Annotated in this window: 18 protein-coding genes and 4 pseudogenes; 12 read left to right on the plus strand and 10 right to left on the minus strand. The window is 71.2% G+C overall.

Annotation, left to right across the window (positions count from 1 at the left end; genetic code table 11):
• Positions 1 to 38 precede the first annotated feature (38 nt).
• The 7 genes and pseudogenes from ABT063_RS28070 (at position 39) to ABT063_RS28100 (ending at position 6,045) form a co-directional block, all read left to right on the plus strand.
• Positions 39 to 821: a TIM barrel protein gene (locus ABT063_RS28070; RefSeq protein WP_351061932.1), complete on the plus strand. Its 783-nt coding sequence runs from the start codon at positions 39 to 41 to the stop codon at positions 819 to 821.
• A gap of 119 nt (positions 822 to 940) precedes the next feature.
• The gene (locus ABT063_RS28075; RefSeq protein ID WP_351061934.1) at positions 941 to 1,960 is read left to right on the plus strand and encodes a sugar ABC transporter substrate-binding protein; all 1,020 of its coding nucleotides are present in this window, start codon (positions 941 to 943) and stop codon (positions 1,958 to 1,960) included.
• Between the two features lie 95 nt (positions 1,961 to 2,055).
• Positions 2,056 to 3,075 carry a Gfo/Idh/MocA family protein gene (locus tag ABT063_RS28080; RefSeq protein WP_351061936.1) on the plus strand — a complete coding sequence of 340 codons (1,020 nt, stop codon included), beginning with the start codon at positions 2,056 to 2,058 and terminating at the stop codon, positions 3,073 to 3,075.
• A gap of 74 nt (positions 3,076 to 3,149) precedes the next feature.
• Complete coding sequence (locus ABT063_RS28085; protein WP_351061938.1) at positions 3,150 to 4,112, plus strand: sugar phosphate isomerase/epimerase family protein; 963 nt, start codon at positions 3,150 to 3,152, stop codon at positions 4,110 to 4,112.
• 627 nt (positions 4,113 to 4,739) lie between these two features.
• Positions 4,740 to 5,360 carry a Mu transposase domain-containing protein gene (locus ABT063_RS28090; protein ID WP_351061940.1) on the plus strand — a complete coding sequence of 207 codons (621 nt, stop codon included), beginning with the start codon at positions 4,740 to 4,742 and terminating at the stop codon, positions 5,358 to 5,360.
• Positions 5,357 to 5,584: pseudogene (locus tag ABT063_RS28095) on the plus strand (ATP-binding protein); the annotation flags it as partial. The gene ABT063_RS28090 and the pseudogene ABT063_RS28095, both read left to right, overlap by 4 nt.
• A gap of 218 nt (positions 5,585 to 5,802) precedes the next feature.
• Positions 5,803 to 6,045, plus strand: a complete 243-nt coding sequence (locus ABT063_RS28100; RefSeq protein ID WP_351061941.1) for an HNH endonuclease — start codon at positions 5,803 to 5,805, stop codon at positions 6,043 to 6,045.
• Positions 6,046 to 6,332: 287 nt separating this feature from the next.
• On the opposite strand, the gene ABT063_RS28105 is transcribed toward ABT063_RS28100, so the two are convergent.
• Positions 6,333 to 6,668 carry a hypothetical protein gene (locus ABT063_RS28105; RefSeq protein ID WP_351061943.1) on the minus strand — a complete coding sequence of 112 codons (336 nt, stop codon included), beginning with the start codon at positions 6,666 to 6,668 and terminating at the stop codon, positions 6,333 to 6,335.
• A gap of 93 nt (positions 6,669 to 6,761) precedes the next feature.
• Positions 6,762 to 7,328 (minus strand): TetR/AcrR family transcriptional regulator, encoded by a 567-nt coding sequence (locus ABT063_RS28110; RefSeq protein WP_351061945.1) that lies wholly within the window; start codon positions 7,326 to 7,328, stop codon positions 6,762 to 6,764.
• A gap of 127 nt (positions 7,329 to 7,455) precedes the next feature.
• Between ABT063_RS28110 and ABT063_RS28115 the strand changes: the two genes are divergently transcribed.
• Together ABT063_RS28115 and ABT063_RS28120 are read left to right on the plus strand one after the other, a co-directional pair.
• Complete coding sequence (locus ABT063_RS28115; protein ID WP_351061946.1) at positions 7,456 to 8,823, plus strand: MFS transporter; 1,368 nt, start codon at positions 7,456 to 7,458, stop codon at positions 8,821 to 8,823.
• Positions 8,824 to 8,827: 4 nt separating this feature from the next.
• Positions 8,828 to 9,061, plus strand: a pseudogene (locus ABT063_RS28120) (solute carrier family 23 protein); the annotation flags it as partial.
• Between the two features lie 190 nt (positions 9,062 to 9,251).
• On the opposite strand, the pseudogene ABT063_RS28125 reads toward ABT063_RS28120, so the two are convergent.
• Positions 9,252 to 9,923: pseudogene (locus ABT063_RS28125) on the minus strand (MFS transporter); the annotation flags it as partial.
• Here ABT063_RS28125 and ABT063_RS28130 point away from each other — a divergent pair.
• Positions 9,921 to 10,127, plus strand: a pseudogene (locus ABT063_RS28130) (winged helix-turn-helix transcriptional regulator); the annotation flags it as partial. The pseudogenes ABT063_RS28125 and ABT063_RS28130 sit on opposite strands and share 3 nt — an antisense overlap.
• 15 nt (positions 10,128 to 10,142) lie before the next feature.
• On the opposite strand, the gene ABT063_RS28135 reads toward ABT063_RS28130, so the two are convergent.
• The 3 genes from ABT063_RS28135 to ABT063_RS28145 all read right to left on the minus strand — a co-directional run bounded on the left by ABT063_RS28135 (position 10,143) and on the right by ABT063_RS28145 (position 12,549).
• Positions 10,143 to 10,565, minus strand: a complete 423-nt coding sequence (locus ABT063_RS28135) for an acyl-CoA thioesterase (protein ID WP_351061948.1) — start codon at positions 10,563 to 10,565, stop codon at positions 10,143 to 10,145.
• A 52-nt stretch (positions 10,566 to 10,617) separates the two neighbouring features.
• The gene (locus ABT063_RS28140) at positions 10,618 to 11,250 is read right to left on the minus strand and encodes a hypothetical protein (protein WP_351061950.1); all 633 of its coding nucleotides are present in this window, start codon (positions 11,248 to 11,250) and stop codon (positions 10,618 to 10,620) included.
• A 90-nt stretch (positions 11,251 to 11,340) separates the two neighbouring features.
• Complete coding sequence (locus ABT063_RS28145; RefSeq protein WP_351061952.1) at positions 11,341 to 12,549, minus strand: pyridoxal phosphate-dependent aminotransferase; 1,209 nt, start codon at positions 12,547 to 12,549, stop codon at positions 11,341 to 11,343.
• Between the two features lie 86 nt (positions 12,550 to 12,635).
• Between ABT063_RS28145 and ABT063_RS28150 the strand changes: the two genes are divergently transcribed.
• The gene (locus ABT063_RS28150; RefSeq protein WP_351061954.1) at positions 12,636 to 13,262 is read left to right on the plus strand and encodes a winged helix-turn-helix transcriptional regulator; all 627 of its coding nucleotides are present in this window, start codon (positions 12,636 to 12,638) and stop codon (positions 13,260 to 13,262) included.
• 42 nt (positions 13,263 to 13,304) lie between these two features.
• On the opposite strand, the gene ABT063_RS28155 is transcribed toward ABT063_RS28150, so the two are convergent.
• The 3 genes from ABT063_RS28155 to ABT063_RS28165 are packed head-to-tail and all read right to left on the minus strand — an operon-like array spanning position 13,305 to position 16,903.
• A complete protein-coding gene (locus tag ABT063_RS28155) occupies positions 13,305 to 14,093 on the minus strand; it encodes a hypothetical protein (RefSeq protein WP_351061956.1) in 789 nt (262 codons plus the stop codon).
• Complete coding sequence (locus ABT063_RS28160) at positions 14,093 to 15,358, minus strand: VWA domain-containing protein (RefSeq protein WP_351061958.1); 1,266 nt, start codon at positions 15,356 to 15,358, stop codon at positions 14,093 to 14,095. Before ABT063_RS28160 ends, ABT063_RS28155 begins: the two co-directional genes overlap by 1 nt.
• Positions 15,359 to 15,403: 45 nt before the next feature.
• A complete protein-coding gene (locus tag ABT063_RS28165; RefSeq protein WP_351061959.1) occupies positions 15,404 to 16,903 on the minus strand; it encodes an IucA/IucC family protein in 1,500 nt (499 codons plus the stop codon).
• A 92-nt stretch (positions 16,904 to 16,995) separates the two neighbouring features.
• Between ABT063_RS28165 and ABT063_RS28170 the strand changes: the two genes are divergently transcribed.
• Positions 16,996 to 18,519 (plus strand): IucA/IucC family protein, encoded by a 1,524-nt coding sequence (locus tag ABT063_RS28170; RefSeq protein WP_502990902.1) that lies wholly within the window; start codon positions 16,996 to 16,998, stop codon positions 18,517 to 18,519.
• 31 nt (positions 18,520 to 18,550) lie between these two features.
• Here ABT063_RS28170 and ABT063_RS28175 read toward each other — a convergent pair whose 3' ends face one another.
• On the minus strand, positions 18,551 to 19,696 hold the full coding sequence (locus tag ABT063_RS28175) for an L-dopachrome tautomerase-related protein (RefSeq protein ID WP_351061962.1): 1,146 nt from the start codon (positions 19,694 to 19,696) through the stop codon (positions 18,551 to 18,553).

The following is a 19,696-nucleotide window of genomic DNA, read 5'->3' on the forward strand; positions in this document are numbered from 1 at the left end:
CTCCTGTTCTCTTAGAACGTTATAAGCCTGGAGCTGCGATGTACACGTTGGCGGTCTGTGCCGAGATGGTCTACCGCGACCTGCCGATCGAGGAGCGGGCCCGGCGCATCCACGAGGCCGGCTTCCAGGTGGAGATCTGGGACTGGACCCGGCACGACCTGAACGCACTGGCCCAGACCCCCGCCGAGTTCTCCTCGATGACCGGCTACATCCGCGGCACCCTGACCGACCCGGACGGCGCAGCCGAACTCCTGCGCACAGCCGAGGAGTCGATCAAGGCCGCCGAGCATCTCGGCTGCCCCCGGCTCAACCTGCACGGCACCGGCCTGGACAGCGAGGGCCTGCCCGTGGTGCCGGTGACCGACGAGGCCACCGGCGACATGTGGATCACCGCCCACCGCACGCTCACCCGCCTGGCCGAACTGGGCGAAAGCGCGGGCGTCACCTTCACCTTGGAGAACCTCAACACCGCCGTCGACCACCCCGGCGTCCCGTTCGCGCGGGCCGCCGACACCTACGCCCTGGTCGCGGCAGTCGATCGGCCCGGTCTGCGGATGAATCTGGACCTGTACCACGCCCAGATCGGCGAGGGAAACCTCATCGAACTGATCCGCCGCGCGCACGGCGCCGGCCTGATCGGAGAGATCCAGGTCGCCGACGTGCCCGGCCGCTGCGAACCCGGCACCGGAGAGATCAACTATCCGGCCGTCGCCTACGCCCTCACCGACCTCGGCTACGACGGCACGGTCGCCCTGGAGGCATGGCCCTCCGGCGACAGTCACACCGCCATGGAGCGGTTCCGCGCCGCGTTCACCCTCTGATCCCACCCCGAGTCGCACAGCAGGCCACCCAATAGCTCCCCGCCCGACCCACAACGGGATGTGTGGCGTCCCGCCGGTGGATCACCCCTTCCCGCAAGTCAGCACAGTGAGGTGCCGAAATGAACCGCTCGCTTCCCTCCCGCTCCCGCAGATTCACCATGCTCGTGGCCATGGCCGCCAGTACAGTCCTGGCACTCGCCGGCTGCTCCAGCAGCTCGGGCGGCAAGAAGTCGGAGGAGAGCGCCGGTGGCGTCTCTGCCGGCAAGGCCACCACGCCCCGCATGACCATCGCGATGATCACCCACGCGGTCCCCGGTGACACGTTCTGGGACACCATCCGCAAGGGCGCCCAGGCCGCGGCCGCCAAGGACAACATCAAGCTGGTCTACTCCTCCGACCCGAACGGGGGCAACCAGGCCAACCTGGTGCAGAACGCGATCGACCAGAAGGTCGACGGCATCGCCGTCACCCTCGCCAAGCCCGATGCCATGAAGGGCACCGTGGCCAAGGCGGTGCAGGCCGGTATACCCGTGGTCGGCTTCAACTCCGGTGTGGACGACTGGCAGAAGCAGGGCCTGCTCGAGTACTTCGGCCAGGACGAGACCGTCGCGGGCGAGGCGGTCGGCAAGAAGCTGAGTTCCCTCGGTGCCAAGAAGGTTGCCTGCATCATTCAGGAACAGGGCCAGGTCGCCCTCGAGGCACGCTGCGCGGGAGTCAAGAAGGGCTTCTCGGGCACGACGGAAAACCTGTTCGTCAATGGCGCCGACATGCCGTCAGTGAAGTCGACCATCACCGCCAAGCTCAAGCAGGACCCGTCCATCGACTACGTCGTCACCCTCGCCGCCCCGGTCGCGCTGACCGCGACGCAGGCGGTGTCCGACGGCGGCAGCAAGGCCAAGGTCGCCACCTTCGACCTCAACAAGGAGCTGGTGAAGGCGATCCAGGGCGGCAGCATCCAGTTCGCCGTCGACCAGCAGCCCTACCTGCAGGGCTACCTGGCGGTCGACTCCCTCTGGCTCTACAAGAACAACGGCAACTACAGCGGCGGTGGCGTGGCGCCTGTGCTGACCGGCCCGGCCTTCGTCGACAAGTCCAATGTCGCCGCCGTCGCCACGTTCGCGGCCAAGGGAACACGGTGACGCGTACGACCCGGGGCACGGCCGGACCCGTGTGGGTTCGGCCGGCCCTCTGCTGACCGTCACCGCCATCGCCCACCCTCAAGTCAAGGAACCACATGACCTACCGCACCTCCCTCGGAGTCGCCGTGATCGGCGCCGGCCGCATGGGAGCCGATCACGTACGCCGGATCAGCGAGGTGACCAGTGGCGCCCATGTGGCCGCCGTCGTCGACGTCGACATCGATCGCGCCAAGACGGTCGCCGCCGACGTCGACGGATGCGCGGCCTACGGCGACGTCGCCGAAGCGATGGCCTCACCCGACGTTGACGCGGTGCTGCTCGCCTCCCCGGGCGTCGCCCACGAGGCGGCACTGCTCACCGCGTTCGAGCACGACCTGCCCGTCCTGTGCGAGAAGCCCCTCACCCCCGACGCCGCCTCCGCCCTGCGCGTGCTGGAGGCCGAGCAGCGGCTCGGGCACCGCCGGGTGCAGGTGGGCTTCATGCGCCGTTACGACCACGAGTACATCAAGCTCAAAGCGCTGCTGGACAGCGGGGAACTGGGTCGGCCGCTGATGCTGCACAACCGGCACCGCAACCCGTCCTGTCCGCCGGACTTCACCAGCGCCATGCTCATCAACGACTCCGTGACCCACGAGATGGACATCACCCGCTGGCTGCTCGGCCAGGAGATCACGTCCGTCACGGTGCTGCGGCCGCGGCCCTCCGGCAACGCGCCCGAAGGGCTGGCCGATCCGCAGTTCGTCGTCTTCGAAACCGGCGGCGGCGCCTTGGTCGACGTCGAGATCTACGTCAACGCCCGCTACGGCTACCAGGTCCAGGCCGAGGCAGTGTGCGAGCACGGCACCGCCCGCATCGGCGACCGGCACGACATGCTCGTCAGCACCGGCGGACGCTGGGGCGGCACGGTCACCCCCGGCTTCGTCGAGCGGTTCGAGGAAGCGTACGACCGCGAGGTCCAGGCATGGGTCGACGCCACCCGGCGCGGCGAGGTCACCGGCCCCAGCGCCTGGGACGGCTACGCCGTGGCCGCGGTCTGCGAGGCGGGCATCCGCGCCCAGACCGAGGGCCGCCGCGTCGAGGTGGAACTCGCCGACCGCCCAGCCCTCTACATCTGACCCCCACCGCCGGCACACCGAACCAGCGGGGAACGACCCCTCCCCGCCCGACCACACCGCAGACGGGACGCATCATGAAGATCGGTCTGAACACCGACAGCGTCGGGCAGCTCACGCTCGACGAGACCCTGGACCTGGCCGCCGAACTCGGCCTGGACCAAGTGGAGTTCGCCACCGGTGCCTGGTCCACCGCCCCGCACATCGACATCGACCGGCTTCTCGACAGCGACGGCGCGCGCCGCGAACTGCTGGCCAAGGTCGCCGACCGAGGGCTCACGATCAGCGCCCTCACCTGCTCAGGCAACCCCCTGCACCCCGGGCCCAGCGGCCGCGAGCACGACCAGGTCGCGCGCAGGACGATCGCTCTCGCCCCGCTCCTCGGCGTCGACCGCGTGGTGATGATGTCCGGGCTGCCGGGCGGGCCGGGCGACGCCAACCCCAACTGGATCACGGTCTCCTGGCCGCCGGAGACCACACAGATCCTCGACTGGCAATGGACCGAGGTCGTACTCCCGTACTGGCGAGACCTCGTCGCCCACTCCCGTGACCGGGGCGTACCCAAGCTCGCTCTGGAGATGCACGCCCACCAGGCGGTCTACAACGTCCCTACCCTCCTGCGCCTGCGCGAGGAGGTCGGGCCCGTGGTCGGAGCCAACTTCGACCCCAGCCACCTGATGTGGATGGGCGCCGACCCGCTCGCCGCCATCGAGACCCTGGGCGAGGCGATCTACCACGTACACGCCAAGGACACCCGGCTGGAACCCTCCCGCCAGGCCCTGACCAGCAGGCTGGAGACGCTGCCGGTCATGGCCGCCAAGGAACGCTCCTGGAACTACGTCACCCTCGGCTACGGCCACGACGACGCGTTCTGGCGCGCTTTCTGCCTCGCCCTGCGCCGAGCCGGCTACGACGACGTCCTGAGCATCGAGCACGAGGACGTTCTTGTGGCCCCCGTCGAGGGCGTCACCAAAACCGTCGACCTGCTGCGCCGCGTCATCCTGCGCGACCCCAGCTCCTACAAGCCCCAGGAGATCTGAGCCGTCCTAAGCCGCACGGACACGAGTTCCGCGCGGCTCGGTCCGCCAGGCCGAGGTCGACCGCGACGAGCGGGACGACCGGCTGTCGACCGCCGAACACGAGGAACTGAAGCAACTCCGCAAGGCAAACGCCGAGTTCAGGCAGGCGAACGAGACTCTCAAAGCGGCGAGCGTGTTTAGCTTCCTCTCCTGGCTCGCCGACCGAGGCCGCACCCTCGAACACTGCCACCAGGCCGACGTCGACGCCTGGCACACGGAGAAGCCGGCCACCCGGCGCCCGGCCCAGACGTTCCTGCGCTGGTGCACGAAGACGAGCCGGATGCCTCGCCTCACCCTGCCACCCCAAGTCATCAACCAGGACCAAGCGCCGCTGCACCAGCACCGCCGACTCGCCATTCTCCGGCGGACCCTCAACGACGACTCCTTGCCCCTGCGGGCCCGGGTCACGGCCGCGCTCGTTCTCCTCTACGCGCAACCCGTCACCCGCATCGTCCGCCTCACCGTCGACGACGTCATCGACGACGGGGCTACCCTCACCGTCCGGCTGGGAGACCCGCCGTCCCCGCTTCCGGAACCCGTCGCTGACCTCATGCGGGCATACGTCCAGTCCCGCCAGCACCTGCGAGCTTGTCCGGGCGAGCGTTCTCCTCCATCGAGGAGATGGACGCCGCGTTTGCCGCCTGGGTGCCGAGTCGGCGGGACCAGATCCACAAGACGCACCGGGAAGTCATCGGCATCCGGGCCACCCGCGACCACGCAGCCCTCAAACCACTCCCGCTCACCTCCTACCTGGTGGCCGAGCGGCATCTGCGGCCGGTCGGCAAGGACTGCCTGGTCGCCTTCGGCGGGAACCTCTACTCGGTGCCCGCCCGCAAGGTCCGCCCCCGCCAGCTTGTCGAGATCCGGGCGACAAAGGCCCAGGTCATGCTGCACTCGACCGTCCCCGACGCCAGCGGCGAGACCTTGCTGTCCACCCATCCGCGGGCGGTCGGCCGAGGCGTCCGCGTCGTCGAAGAAACACACTGGGACGGCCTGCCCACCGGCAAGAACCGCCGCACCACGACCGGCGAGGTGACACCACTGCACCGCGAGCCATCTGCGGGCGGTCACGTCGGCCCGCTGCAGGCCCTGTTGAACCGGGCCGCGGCCACCCGTGTCGAGGTCGGACGGCGGCCACTGTCGGTCTACGACGAACTGACCGGCACCCGGCCCTTCACCACCAACTCCCCGACGAAGGAGTCCTCTTGAGCGAGCTGACCGGCAACCGCATCCGCACCACGGCCGGCAAGCTCGGCCTGCCTCACCTGGCGGAGACCATCAACGAGTACACCCGCCGGGCCGACGAGGCGAAGATGGGCTACCTCGACTTCCTCGACCTGGTCCTGTCCGAGGAACTGGCCGTCCGTGACGACCGCCGTTTCCGCCAGGGCCTGCGACTGTCCAGGCTGCCGCACCATAAGACGCTCGACGAGTAGACTTCCATGCTCAAGGCCCTTGCGGCGAAGCACCGTTCATCGACGTCGAAGATGGCCGCCAAGCACAAGACCAGAATCGACTTCCGAACGGGCCCCGCGTCTGTTTCGAGGCCCGTATTGAGCGGAAGAACAGGAAGCCACTGGTTGCCAGGTTCGGTGGAATCCCTCTCCAGCAGCAGCGGTCGGCGAAAGTTGTCGACCGTCGCCCTGTCTGGGTGGACTATCCGCACAAGGAGCTGATCACTCGGCTCCTGACGGACACGTGTGAGATCTGCGGAGCCACCGGTGATGTCCAGGTGCATCACATCCGTGCGCTCGCCAACCTCGCCCATGCCGGATGGCCGCCGTCCGACTGGACGCGCGTCATGCTCGACCGGCGCCGCAAGACCGTCGTGGCCTGCGACGCCTGTCATGACCGCATCCATGCGGCACAAGCAGCCCGATCATTCACGTCGTGATCACGGGAGAGTCGGATGACCGAGAAATCGTCATGTCCGGTTCGGCGGGAGGCCGCGCGGAAAAGGACCTGCCACGGCAGGCACCTCGCCGCGCGGCCGACCCAACCGGCTGGTGCATGAACGCCCGCCGCAACGCACGCGACTACGAACGCCTCCCGCAGCACCGAACCCCGCCTGCCGACCGTGCACTTCCTGCCACCGCTCGGCGACTGGACCACCCACTGGAAGCGCGGTCACAACCAACTGCAGTGCTCAGGTGTCGATCCTCTGAGAGCCGGTCGGCATCTTCACTCCGTGAAGACCTGCCATGACCGATCTGCTGAAGCTCGGGCCACTTCAGCGTCGTACTGATCGGCGTCGAAGTGAAATGCCGGAGGCCGCGCTTCGTCGCCGGGCGCCTGCCAGTCGGACCACTCCAGGATGCCCCCGTGCCGCTGCACGAACACCGAAAGGTAGCCGCAGCATCCGCCCGTGCACTCGGGCTCCCCCAGCACCACGCGTCGCTCCCCTCCGGTCGCCCGCAACGGGCTGTGGCCGTTGGCGGGCAGCGCCTCTTCCGCGAACGGGCCACGGCCCCCCTCGCCGACCGCCCCTGCCACCGCATCCTCGCCGTCGATCCACAACGGCGACTGGGCAGCCCACCGGGACCCCGACGGCAACACCCTGACCTCAGGTCGGTTGAACATTCGAGCACCCCCGCCCGCTACGACGGCCGACTATGACGGTCGCTCAGTGGTCCGCGCGATGCCGTCGACCAGCGTGTCCAGCCCGCTCTTGATGCGCTCCAGCGGCCAGTCGCGTTCGCCGCGCTGGTGGTCGAAGAGGCCCGGGGTGTACGCCATCAGCAGCAGGTCCGCGAGATAGGCCGCGTCGGCGGTGGGGGCCAACTCCGCCACCAGTGAGGTGAGTTGCTCATGGTGCGTGCGATAGGGGCGGCTGAAGTAGCGGGCGGCCGGGGCGCTGGCCTCCGCGATCAGCAACAGTGCCCGCTGTTCCTCCAGCAGGTCCGCCATGCCGTGCAGAAAGGCGCGCAGCCGCTGCCGCGGCGGTTCGCCCGCGTGCCCGGCGAGCTCCTCTTGGAAGCGGGTCTCGTTTTCCTCGATCAGTTCGTAGACGAGCCGTGCCCGGTTCTCGAACCGGCGGTAGACCGTACCGACGCCGACTCCGGCCTCCTTCGCCACCGTGTCCGCGGTGAGCGCCGACGCCCCCTGCGTCCGCAGCACCCGGACGGCGGCGTCGAGGATCCGGCGGCGGTTGCGGGCGGCGTCGGCACGTTCGGTCATGGGCGCAGCGTAGCGGAGCGCTCTCCGGTTATCCCCTTGTTAAGCGGAGAGTTTTCCGCTTAAGCTCCCGGTTCAGTCAAGCGGAGAGCTCTCCGCTTGCCTGAACCGGGAGTGGGGGAGGTCTTCCTTGGGAACGGACACCGCTGAGAGCCGGGGCGTCCACGCGCCGGTGCGCGACCGGTGGTGGCTGATCGTCGCCGCCGGACTCGCTATCTTCATCGCCCAGTTGGACGCGTCGATCGTCGGTGTTGCGCTGCCGCGCATCGAGGCCGACCTGCACACGAGTACGACGGTCGTGCAGTGGGTCGGCCTCGGCTACCTCATGCCGCTGATCGCCCTGGCACTCGGCATCGGCCGCTGGGTGGACACCGCCGATCCGCGCCGGGTGATGGTCCTGGGATGCACCGGCTTCGCGGTGGCGAGCGTGGCCTGCGGGCTCGCGCCCGGCGTGGGCTGGCTGATCGGCGCGCGGGTGGTCCAGGGCTGCTTCGCAGTGATCATGCTGGCGCTGGCGCCCGTACTGCCCACCATCGCGGTACGCCCCGAGGTGCGCGGCCGGGCCTTCGGCACGGTGCTGCTGCTCGGCACGCTCGGCGGGGTCACCGGGCCCCCGGCCGGTGGGCTGCTCGTCGAGGCCTATGGATGGCCGGCCGTCTTCTACGTCAACGTGCCCGTCGTCGCCGTGGTACTGGCCGTCGTCACCCGGCAACTCCCGCTCGGACCGCGGCTGCCACGGCCCAAGGCCGCCTGGGCCGCGGAGGCGGTGACCTTCGGCGGGGCGGCGGTGGCGGTGCTGTTCGCGCTGTCCTTCGCGATGGACCGGAGCGTGGAGTGGGGGCTGCTCGCGCTGGCCGCGGTGCCGCTGCTGCTCGTATGGGGGAGAAGCGCATCGGCCCGGTCGCTGTGGTCACTGGTGACGGCGCCAGGACTACCGGGCCCCCATCTGGCCATCGGCTGCGCCTACTTCGCGGTGTTCGGCGTGCTGTTCGTGACCCCCTTCTTCCTCCAGGTCTCCCTCGGGGTCCCGCCGGGCACCAACGGCTGGGTCATGGTGGGACTCGCCCTGGGAACGGGGTGCGGGAGTGTGCTGGGCGGGCGCCTGGCCGACCGGGTGGGACCGCGGCGGGTGGCACTGTCCGGCACGGTGGTCCTGCTCGCTGGTACGGCATCCATGGTCCCGGCGAGCACGACCTGGGGCGCGCCCGACGTGGCCTCGCGGCTCCTCCTGATCGGCGTGGGATTCGGACTCTTCAACGCGCAGAACCAGGCCCGGGTAATGTCGAACGCTCCGCAGGACCGCCTGGGCATGATCTCCGGCACTACCAGCCTCGTCCGCCAACTGGGCGCCGCGGCAGGCTCCGCCCTGGGAGCCGCACTCTGGGCGACCTCACCCGGCGGCGCCACGGCACTGAGCGCCTGCGCGGCGACGGCCGCGGTGGCGGCCGTCTGTACCGCGCTCGCGGTGTCACGCACCTCCGTGAAACGGCCAGTGTGACGGGGTGCCGTCGGCGATCAACCCCCTGTTCAACGGCTTCATGTGCAGCGCCTTCGCGCAGAACATCGGCCTGGTCGCGATGACGAAGATCCGCAGCCGGTACGTCGTGGCCACCGGCGGCGGCTTCCTCGTCCTGATGGGTCTGTGCCCGATGGCCGCATCGCTCATCGCCGCCGTACCGCCGCCGGTGCTCGGGGGCGCGGGCGTGGTCCCCTTCGGCTCGGTCGCGGCCAGCGGCAAGTGAAGAGGTTGCGCAACCGCGCTCGGTGGCGGCGAGTTCACGGGTCACGTCCTTGACCGTGCCGCGGGCCGTCGTGGAGGCCTGACAGGCGGACACGGCGGAAGGCGATGCTCCCTGCCGCTGCCGCCCGCCGCCCCGCGTCGGCCCGGTGCGCGGGCCCGTTAGGCCCCGCGCACCGGGCGGCGGTTCAGTCCCGCGCCCCGCCCCTCGGCCGCAGTACCGCCGCCGCCGGCACCAGCGCCCCCGCCGCGATCACCGTCGCCACGCGGAACGCCAGCTGGTACCCCTCCGCCGTGGCCGCAACCGCCTCCGCACCCCCGGCCAGCGACCCCTCGGTCCGGCTCGCCGCCAGCACCGAGAGCACCGCCAGTCCCAGCGAACCGCCCACCACCTGCGTGGTGTTGAACAGTCCCGACGCCAGCCCCGCGTCCTCCTCGCGGGCCCCCGCCATGGCGAGCCCGGTCAGCGCGGGCATCGCGGCCGCGAACCCCGCGGCGAGGAGGAGCATCGGAGGGAGCACGTCGGTGACGTACGCGCCGTCGGCAGGCGCACGGCTCAGCAGCGTCATGCCGACGGTGATCAGCACCAGCCCCGCCAGCAGCACCAGGTACGCGCCGAACCGGCCGATGGTGCGCGCGGACAGGCCCAGCATCAACACCCCGATCGCGATCGGTGCCGGCAGGAACGCCGTGCCGGTGGCCAACTCGCCGTAGCCGAGGACACGTTGCAGATAGAGCGCGCCGATGAACTGGAAGCCGTACATCGTGGCGATCATCAGGACCTGAACGGCGTTCGCCCCGGTCAGCAGCCGGGAGCCGAACAGCCTCAGACGCAGCAGCGGGCGCGCAGCCCGCGCCTGGGGCGCGACGGGCTCGTCACTCGCGTCGTGCACCCGACGGTGCCGCCGAAGGTGGAGTACGAACTCACGCCCGCAGCCCGCGAGTTGCACGAGACGCTGCAGCGGCTCACCCACTGGGCCGAGCGCAACCGGGTGTACATCGCCGAGTCACGCGCGGCCTACGACGCCGAGCGGGAGCCGGTGTCGGTGTACCGGGCCCGGTGACCGTGGTGGGCGTCCTTACAGCCCGAAGCGGCTCGGATCTGACGCCAACTCCTTGAAGTACTCCCGCGGATCCGCGACCAGCCTGCGCTCCTTGAGGTCCAGCAGCCCGCCGACGCCGGTGATCTCGGCCGCCACGGTGCCGTCGGTCTTGCGGATCGTCTGCTCGATGCGGAACGTCTTGCCCTCGGTCCAGGCGAAGTCGCACGTCACCTCGACCTCGTCGCCCGCGAGCAGCTCCCGCCGGTAGCGGATGGTGGTCTCCAGTACGACCGGGCCCACGCCCTTGCCTATGAGGCGGTCCTGGCTGATCCCGGCTTCCTGGATCAGCGACCAGCGGGCATGCTCCGCGTAGCTGAGGTACACGCTCTGGTTGAGGTGGCCTTGCACGTCCGTCTCGTACCCGCGGACGGTCACCGGGACGGAAAACGCTTCGGTCACGGCTTCCCCTTCTCGTCGTGGACGTTGTGATTCATCGATCTTGGCATGTTCATTAGGCCCGGCGTGGAGAAGCCAGCAGATAACGAGCCCTCGTCCGCGGCTCCGAGTGCTCGCCCACCTGCCAGCCCGCCTTCTCCAGCGTGGCCGCGCAGCCGCGCAGCGCCCCGGGGTCCGCCTCGTGCACGGCGACGGCCTCCGGCTGCGGGGTGGCCCGCACCCGGTAGCCGCCCTCGGAGTCCGGCCCGGCCGGGCGATGTCCGGCCGCCTCCAGGGCAAGCGCGGCGGCCTGCACCAGATGCGCGCGCTCCCAGCCGCACGGTCGGTCGAGGGCGCCGTCCGGATTGGTCATCCGCCGCAGCTCCAGCAGCCCCTGCCAGGCACTGTGCACCTCGCGGACGCGGGCCGGACCCGTGTCCGGCACCTCCTCCTCGCCGCCGACCCGCGCGGCGAACACGCCGGCCGTCGCGGGGGCCTCCCCGGCGGGCTCGTGGATCTGCTCCACCCCCTGCCGCACCCGGTGACCCTCCGGCGTCAGGAAGTGGTCGTGCGGCGGCCGTGGGTGCCGGAAGGCGAGCCCCCGCTTCACCAGCGCGGTGAGCTGTGCCTCCGTGCCCTTCAGCCGCCCGGTGACGGGATCGGCGGCGTCGATCACCCGCCGCTGCGCGGCGGTCGGCGGTCGGGTCACGGCGTGCTCCTCTCCCGGGAGGCCCTGGAGATCAGCCCATTCGAAGACTACGACGCGCCTCTGACATTCCGCCCGCGTCCCCGGCCGCTGTTACTGCCGGTAGCCGCTCAGGAACCGCCCGATCCGCCCGATCGCCGCCTCCAGGTCGTCCGCGTACGGAAGCGTGAGGATGCGGAAGTGGTCCGGGGTGGGCCAGTTGAAGCCCGTGCCCTGCACCACCTGGATCTTCTCCCGCAGCAGCAGGTCCAGGACGAACTTCTCGTCGTCGTGGATCTTGTGCACCTTGGGGTCGAGGCGCGGGAACGCGTACAGCGCGCCCTTCGGCTTCACGCACGACACCCCCGGGATCTCGTTCAGCTTCTCCCACGCCACGGTGCGCTGTTCGTGCAGGCGCCCGCCCGGCGTGGTCAGCTCCCGGATGGACTGGCGGCCGCCGAGCGCGGCCTGGATGGCGTACTGCGCGGGCGCGTTGGCGCACAGCCGCATGGAGGCCAGCATCGTCAGGCCCTCCAGGTAGCTCTTCGCGTGCTGCCTCGGGCCGGTGATCACCAGCCAGCCCGAGCGGAAGCCGGCCACCCGATACGTCTTCGACAGGCCGCAGAAGGTCAGCACCACCAGGTCGGGGGCGAGTGCGGCGACCGAGTGGTGCACGGCGTCGTCGTACAGGATCTGGTCGTAGATCTCGTCGGCGAACACCATCAGGCCGTGGCGGCGGGCGAGGTCGAGGATGCCCTCGATGATCTCCTTGGGGTAGACGGCGCCGGTGGGGTTGTTGGGGTTGATGATGACCACGGCCTTCGTCCGGTCCGTGATCTTCGACGCCATGTCGTCCAGGTCCGGGTACCAGTCGGCCTGCTCGTCGCACAGGTAGTGGACCGCCTTGCCGCCCGCGAGGGTGGTGACGGCCGTCCAGAGAGGGAAGTCCGGGGCGGGGATGAGGATTTCGTCGCCGTCCTCGACCAGCGTCTGCACGGCCATCGAGACCAGCTCGGAGACGCCGTTGCCGAGGAAGACGTCGTCGACGCCGACCTCCAGGCCGAGGGTCTGGTAGCGCTGGGCGACCGCCCGGCGGGCGGAGAGGATGCCGCGCGAGTCGGTGTAGCCGTGGGCCTGCGGGAGCATCCGGATCATGTCCTGGAGGATCTCCTCCGGCGCCTCGAAGCCGAACAGCGCGGGGTTGCCGGTGTTCAGCCGCAGCACGCTGTGGCCCGCCTTCTCCAGCGCGTTGGCGTGTTCGATCACCGGGCCGCGGATCTCGTAACAGACCTCGCTCAGCTTGCTCGACTGCCGGAACTCCATGCGCTTACGCCCCTCCGGTTGTGGTGTTGCTTGGTTTTACCAAGTAGACGCTTGGAAAGTCCAACAACATGTCTAGACTGCGTCGCATGTCACCTCGCCGAAGCTACGACCAGTACTGTTCCGCCGCCCGCGCGCTCGACGTCGTCGGCGACCGCTGGACCCTGCTGATCGTCCGCGAACTCCTGGCCGGCCCGCGCCGCTACACGGACCTGCACGCCGACCTGCCGGGCGTGAGCACCGACGTCCTCGCCTCCCGGCTGAAGGACATGGAGCGCGACGGGCTGACCACGCGGCGCCGGCTGCCGCCGCCCGGCGCGGCGTACGTGTACGAACTCACCGGACGTGGGCGGGAGTTGCTGCCCGTGTTGCAGGCGCTGGGGGACTGGGGGCAGGCCGAGCTGGGCGAGCGGCGGCCCACCGACGCCGTACGGGCGCACTGGTTCGCGTTGCCGCTCCTCCGGTCGCTGGAAGGCGAGGGTCTCGTCGAAGTGCGGCTCGAGGAGGGCGACTTCCATCTGTACGTCGGCGCCGAGGAGGGGCCCGTCTACGGCGACGGTCCGGCTCCGGGGGAACCCGACGCCCGGCTGGTCCTGGACACCGACACGTGGGCGGCCGTCGGCCGGGGGGAGCTGAGCGTGCCGGACGCGGTGCGGCGCGGGCGGATACAGGTGACCGGTGACGGCACGGTGGCGAAGGCGTTGCGGGAGGCGTGAAAAGCCAGAAGGCCCGCTCGAAGCGGGCCTTCTGATGGTGCTTCAGGCGCCTGGCGGCACCCGCGGAGGCCGCCCGGCCCCGCGTGTCAGCGCATACCCGCCGACCCCCGCGAGCGCGGCGAGCACACCGCCGACCGCCGTCCACACCCACCGGTCGGACCACCAGCCGGAGGACCAGCCGTCGTCGGGCTCGATGCCGGACAGCACGGCGGAAGTCGGCTCGTCGTCCTCGGACGTGACCGCGATCCCCGGCACCAGGGGCTCCGCCAGCGAGCCGTCGACCGCCGCCGCCCCGCCGATGTCCTTGGAGCCGACCCGGACCTCGGCGTCGACCGGAAGACCCAGGTCGGAGGTGGCCAGATCCACGACCGTCAGCCGGATGTAGTACGTCCCCGGCAGCGGGTCGTTCGCCCATGCCTCCGACCACGCGCGGACCGTGCGCAGCACGCAGGTCAGCTCCACGGAGGCGGAGCCGGACGCGGCGGTGCGCGTCTGCGCCCCGTACTGGCAGGCCTGGCGGCGGCGCAGACCGTCGTACACGTCGACCTGCCAGGTCTCGGCGGCGTGCGTGTCCGGCAGCTTCACCTTCGCCTCGACGGTGGGCCGCTGTCCGGCGTCCGCGGGGAACGACCAGTACAGGTAGTCGCCCGCGGAGCCGTTCGCCGTGGCCGTCTGGCCCTGGTCGATCTCGGTCGCCGTACGGAAGGACGTGCCCGCCTGGGTGGGCGCCCCGCCGTCCGCCGAAGGAGAGGGCGAGGAGTCGGCCGCGGCCGGCGCAACGGCCAGTCCGAGCATGAGCAGGGCAGCACTCAACACACGGGTGATACGCATCAGTTGGTCCTCCAGACCGCGACCCGCCAGCGCGACAGCCAGCCCCACAGCACACCGGCCAGGAAGCCGGTGAGGATCAGCGCGCCGAGCAGCCACCAGCCGCGCCCGAGGCCGAAGGAGGCCACGTCACTCGCCGGCGACGGCCCGTCCACGACGTCGACGGTCAGCTCCAGCGGCAGACCCGGCGTCGTCTTCACACCGGAGGCCGCCGAGTAGGAGTGGGTGACCTGGAGGCACACCGTCTCGGTGGTCGCCTGCTCGTCGTCGCTCTCCGCCTTCGGGTACCGCAGACCCGTCGAGACCACGTCCGTACGGCCGTTGCCCGCGGCCTCGCCGCGCACGATCTCCCGGCCGCGGACCGTGACGGCCCGCAGCAGCACGCCGTACGACGGGTTCACGGCCCGGTCCGCCGACACGCTCACCGACGCGCGCAGCTCCTGTCCGGGCCGCACGTCCACGCGGTACCAGCGCTGCTGCCCGAACTCCTCGCGGTCGGTGTACAGACCGGACTTCAGGCCCGGCGCCTTCGCGCACTCGTCCGCGCCCTGCGTGGCCACCGGCGTCACCACCGGATCGGCCGCCCGGTCCACCAACTGGTTGACGCGGTCGGTGAGTTCGTCGGTGTGCTGCACGGACGTGTACGTTCCGCCGGTCGCCTCCGCGATACAGCTGAGCTGCTGCCGCATCTTGGTGTTGGGGACCAGGCCGAGGGTGTCGATGGTCAGTCCGATGCCCTTGGCCGCGATCTCGCGGGCCACCTCGCACGGGTCGAGCGGGGCGCAGGTGTCCTCGCCGTCGCTGATCAGCACGATGCGCTTGGAGCCGTTGCCGCCGTCGAGGTCGTCGGCGGCCTTGAGCAGGGCGGGGCCGATCGGCGTCCAGCCGGTGGGCGTGAGGGTCGCCACCGCCGTCTTGGCCTCGGTGCGGTCCAGCGGGCCGACCGGGTAGAGCTGCGCGGTGTCCTTGCAGCCCGTCTTCTGGTCGTCGCCGGGGTAGTCGGCGCCGAGGGTCCGGATGCCGAGCCGGACCTCCTCGGGCGTCGCGTCCAGCACCTCGTTGAAGGCCTGCTTCGCCGCGGCCATCCGGGACTGGCCGTCGATGTCCCGGGCCCGCATGGACCCGCTCACGTCGAGGACGAGGTCGACCTTCGGCGCGTCCTCGCCCGTGGGTTCGCCGGCGGCCGCAGCGGCCGGGAAGGCGAGCCCGGCCGTCAAGGCGGCGAGCAGGGCGCACACTCCTGCCGCCAGCCGTTGTCTTGTGATCATCGGCGGATCCTATTGATCAAGTGTGTCGCGCTCCAAAACGGCTGCTCAATGCAGCGGATTGGGCAGTGCGGTCCACTGGTCCCCGGGCGTGCCCGGGGAGAGCCGCATGAGCGTCAACGCCTTGGCGGGCAACGGCCCTTCGAGCAGTGCGAGGAGGTCCGGGGTGCGCGGAAGGTCTCCTACGGCCGTCTCCAGCGCGACCCGCAGCGCCGGCGCCGAACCCGCCGTACCGGCGAGCGCCCCGGCCACCAGCGACCCGAACAGCTTGCGCCGCAAAGTCGTTTCGTCGTCCGTGACGATCCGGCCGGTCAGCTCCGGGACCGGGATGCCGTGCCGGGCCAGCCGGACGGGGCTGATCCGGATGTCGGCGAGGTCGCGATAGACCAGACGCAGGGGGGCGCCCGACGCGGACAGGACGACCAGGAGGTTCTGGCCGTGCGCCTCCAGGGCCACACCCAGGTCCAGCAGCCGCAGCCCGACCGTGAGGGCGAGCCGGGCGAAGTCGGCGAGCCAGACGGGGGAGTTGGGCAGCTCGGTGGTGGTGAGGGCCGCCACCGGCACGACCCGCTCACCCCGCTCCGTGACCGCGTACACCCGCGGCGACTCCCGCAACACCGCCGCCAGATCGGGTGAGTTGGCCGTGACCGCACCCAGCGTGCGGGTGACGTGCAGCAGGCCGTCCATGCGGGCCGCCAGCGTCTCCGCGAACGCCGAGAGGGTCGCGGACAGGCCGATCGAGTAGACGGAGATGTCCCGCACCGACGAGGTCAGCCGCGCGCTCAGCGCCGTCTTGACGTGCGGTCCGCCCGGCAGGGCCAGGGTGCGCAGGGACATCAGCGGATGCGCGTCGAGCCCCGCATCGCCGGAACGCTTCAGCACATGCTCCGCCTGCCACGGATGCACCGGCACCAGCAGCCGTTCCCCGTCCCGCATCGCCTCCGGCCACTCACCCGTCACCAGGCACTCGCCCGCCGGGACCGGCACCAGCCCCAGCCGCACCAGCGGCCCGTGCTCGGGGCCGTAGGCGAGCTGCTCCGCCACCGAGAAGCCGGGCCGGGAGCGGCAGTTGGGGTGGTACGGATGCCCGTCGACCACCCGCTGCTCCCACTCCCAGTCCTTCGCCGGCCACTCTTTCGGGCACGGCCGCCGCCCGGCCCGGGACAGCGCCAACGAGGCGACGCTGTGGCCGAGTTCGGCGGCGAGGCCGCTGCCGTGCGGTACGGCGAGATCGGTCATCAGCCGCGCCGGGTCGTCGTACGACACGTCGTCGAGCCGTACGGCGGTGACGTACGCTGCGGTGGCGTACGGGTCCGGGTGCGGACCGTGCAGCCGGCGGCCGTCCGATAGGCGCAGGGCGAGTCCCTCCCGGCCGGCCGTGCGGGACGCGACCCATGGCAGCGGTTCATGGGCGAGCGCACGCCACAGGCGGGTCAGCACGGCCGCGCGGGCACCGGGCAGCGCGGCCGTGTACCGCGGCACGAGGCCGGGACGTGCGGCGGCCAGCTCCTCGGCGACCTCGGCCTCGACGGTGGAGGGACGGTGCACGGTCGGGCTCCTCGGGTACGAATGCGGTGTCACGGCAGGCGGTGACGACAGACATACTGATCATCTCCGCCCGAACGGACCGCAGAGAACGAGTGGAACGCGTGGATCCCTTTCCCCCGCCCCCCGCCGACGACGCCGCACCGAGCGACGACGTGGCAGATCGCGCCGACGCCTACGCGGCGGCGCCCCTCCTGAACTGCCTGCTGAGGGAGGTGGCCGAGCCCCTCCCGGGCGCCGGCCGACGCCGCACGTACCGGCTGCCCGGTGGCCGGATGCTGCGGGTCCGGGGCGAGCGGCGGCCCGCCGAACCCGAGGTGTACGCGGCGGGCGGCTGGCGGCGCGTCGGCCACCCCGAACTCGTCAAGCTCGTCGCCGAGGAACTGGTCCGGCACACCGGCCTGCCCAACCACGAACTGCCCGCCGAGATGATCGACAGCCGGGACGCGGTGGCCGCCCTGCTCACCGCACGCGCCCGCGCGACGCCCCCGGTCGACCCCTACCTGCTCTCCGAGCAGTGCCTCCTCACCGGCCACCCCCACCACCCCGCGCCCAAGGCCCGCGGCGGCGGCCCCGTCGCCGGCTGGCTGCCGTACGCGCCCGAGGCACACGTCCGCTTCCCGCTGGCGCTGCTCGGGCTCCGCGCCGACACGGTCGTCGAGGAGGGGGACACCTCCGCCCTCGACACCCTCGGCGAGGCCCCGCCCGGCTACCGGCTGCTGCCCGCCCACCCCTGGCAGCTCGACCTTGCCGCCCGCGACCTCGCCCAGGCCTTCGCCGACGGCCGCCTGATCCGGCTTGGCACGACCGCGTTCGAGGCCTGGCCGACGGCCGCGGTCCGCACGGTGTACGCCCCCGAGCGCGACCTCTTCCTGAAGTTCAGCCTCGACGTGCGCATCACCAACGACATCCGCCGGCTGTGGCGCCACGACCTGCTGAAACTGCGCCGGACGGACACGGCGGTCGCCACGGCCCTCGCCGCCGTCGACGGCCCCGCGGCCTGGCTGAGCGACCACGGCTACCGCACCGCCGACTTCGCCTTCGAGGAACTCGCCGTCCTGGTCCGCGACGGACTGCGCGGCCACCTGGTGCCCGGCGCGACCCCGCTGCTCGCCGCCGGTCTGGCGGAGGGCTTCGCGGGCAGCCCGCTCGACGGTACGGCCGATCCGGCGGCCTGGTGGGAGGCGTACCTGGCCCAGGTCGTGCCCCCGGCCCTGACGGCCTTCGCCGACCACGGCGTCGTACTCGAAGCGCATCTGCAGAACACGCTGGTCGCCGTCGACGCCGACGGCACACCGGTGCAGGCGCTGTTCCGGGACGCCGAGGGCGTGAAGCTGCTGCCGGAGGTGTCCCGGGCGGCCGGCTGGGAGCGGCTGGTGTACTGCCTGATCGTCAACCACCTCACCGAGGTGGCCGCGGCCCTGGCCGAACGCCGGCCCGGCCTCGACCCCTGGCCCGCCGTACGCCGCGAACTCTCCCGCCACGACCTCCCCGAGATCCCCGCCCTGCTCACCTCGCCCACTCTGCCCGGCAAGACCAACCTGCTGCTGCGGTGGACGGGCGCGGACGGGGCGGACGCCCGGTATCTGCCGCTGCCGAACCCGCTGGCCCGTATGTGATCCGATCTGCCCTGGCCGTCCGCTGCCACAGCTACCGGAGCCGTACCGGCCCGGCGTCGATCGGCACGCGGACCAGCAGGTAGGGCTTTCGGCGCAGGTCGTGGCCCTCGTGGTGGTCGGCCTGCCGGTTGAGCTGGTTGGCGATGGCGTACAGGTGGCGGTCGGAGGCGACGCAGAGGGTGTCGACCCAGATCAGGTCGGCCCCCTGGGTGAGGGTTTCGTAGGTGCCGTCCGGGTTCCTGCGCCAGATGGCGTTGTGCTCCAGGTCGCCGCCGTAGATCCGCCCCTTGTCGTCGCTTTCCAGCCCGTCGGCCATCGGCTTGAACCCGAGGTCCTCGACTGTCGCGGCCACCTCGGCGTCGGAGGCGTCCGGGTCGGCGAGGGCGTCGGTGGACACGCTGTGCAGGCGGCGGCTGGACAGCGGGCAGTAGAAGAGGCGCTCGCCGTCGGCGCTGATGGCGATGCCGTCGGAACCGACCTCGAAGTGCGTGGGCTTGCCGTCCGCGGGGCGGTTCATGAAGGGCTCGCCGTCGATGACCGGGAGGAAGCCCTCGTCCGGGAGTGCCGAGGGGTGTCCGGCCAGCCGCCGCCATGAGCGGCCCGTGGCGAGGTCGACGACGATGATGCCGTTGGTGCCGGACGAGTCGGTGACGAACGCCATGCCCTGGGGCCCGCGCCGCAGGTCGAACCGTACGTCGTTGGGGTAGCTGTCGGCCGGCACGACCTCCGGGGGGAAGAGAATCGTTCGGGCGATCCGGTCGGTGCGCAGGTCGACCGCCACGAGCTTCGGGCCACCGTAGGAGGACGGGGCGGACAACGGGCTTCCGGTGTCGAGGATCCACAGCCGGTCGGCGGGGTCGACGACGACGCTCTGCACCGACTGGAAGTGTCCCGCCAGATCGGAGGCGTCCTCGCGGTTCACCTCGGCGTCGGGATAGGCCACCGGCTTTCCGCCGCGGAGTTCGGCGACGGTGAAGGGGACGCGGTCGCCCCAGCGGGGGAAGTTGACGAAGACGCGGCCGCGGCGCGAGACGGTGACGCCCGTCGGCATCGCGCCCCATAACCGGGCGGCGACCTCGTGGCCTCCGGCTGTCCGCCCGGCGGCTCGGGCGTGTCCGGTGAGTTGGGCGGCGACCAGCGACGTCGTGGTCGCGGTGAGGAATGTACGTCGTTTCAT

It is taken from the genome of Streptomyces sp. NPDC002838 (genome assembly GCF_040295365.1).
GTDB lineage: Bacteria > Actinomycetota > Actinomycetes > Streptomycetales > Streptomycetaceae > Streptomyces.

What these genes read in the sequence shown, in the direction of transcription:
- ABT063_RS28070 (WP_351061932.1), top strand. Translation starts at nt 39, where the DNA reads ATGTACACGTTGGCGGTCTGTGCCGAGATGGTCTACCGCGACCTGCCG.
- ABT063_RS28075 (WP_351061934.1), top strand. Translation starts at nt 941, where the DNA reads ATGAACCGCTCGCTTCCCTCCCGCTCCCGCAGATTCACCATGCTCGTG.
- ABT063_RS28080 (WP_351061936.1), top strand. Translation starts at nt 2,056, where the DNA reads ATGACCTACCGCACCTCCCTCGGAGTCGCCGTGATCGGCGCCGGCCGC.
- ABT063_RS28085 (WP_351061938.1), top strand. Translation starts at nt 3,150, where the DNA reads ATGAAGATCGGTCTGAACACCGACAGCGTCGGGCAGCTCACGCTCGAC.
- ABT063_RS28110 (WP_351061945.1), bottom strand. Translation starts at nt 7,328, where the DNA reads ATGACCGAACGTGCCGACGCCGCCCGCAACCGCCGCCGGATCCTCGAC.
- ABT063_RS28145 (WP_351061952.1), bottom strand. Translation starts at nt 12,549, where the DNA reads ATGGAGTTCCGGCAGTCGAGCAAGCTGAGCGAGGTCTGTTACGAGATC.
- ABT063_RS28150 (WP_351061954.1), top strand. Translation starts at nt 12,636, where the DNA reads ATGTCACCTCGCCGAAGCTACGACCAGTACTGTTCCGCCGCCCGCGCG.
- ABT063_RS28155 (WP_351061956.1), bottom strand. Translation starts at nt 14,093, where the DNA reads ATGCGTATCACCCGTGTGTTGAGTGCTGCCCTGCTCATGCTCGGACTG.
- ABT063_RS28160 (WP_351061958.1), bottom strand. Translation starts at nt 15,358, where the DNA reads ATGATCACAAGACAACGGCTGGCGGCAGGAGTGTGCGCCCTGCTCGCC.
- ABT063_RS28175 (WP_351061962.1), bottom strand. Translation starts at nt 19,696, where the DNA reads ATGAAACGACGTACATTCCTCACCGCGACCACGACGTCGCTGGTCGCC.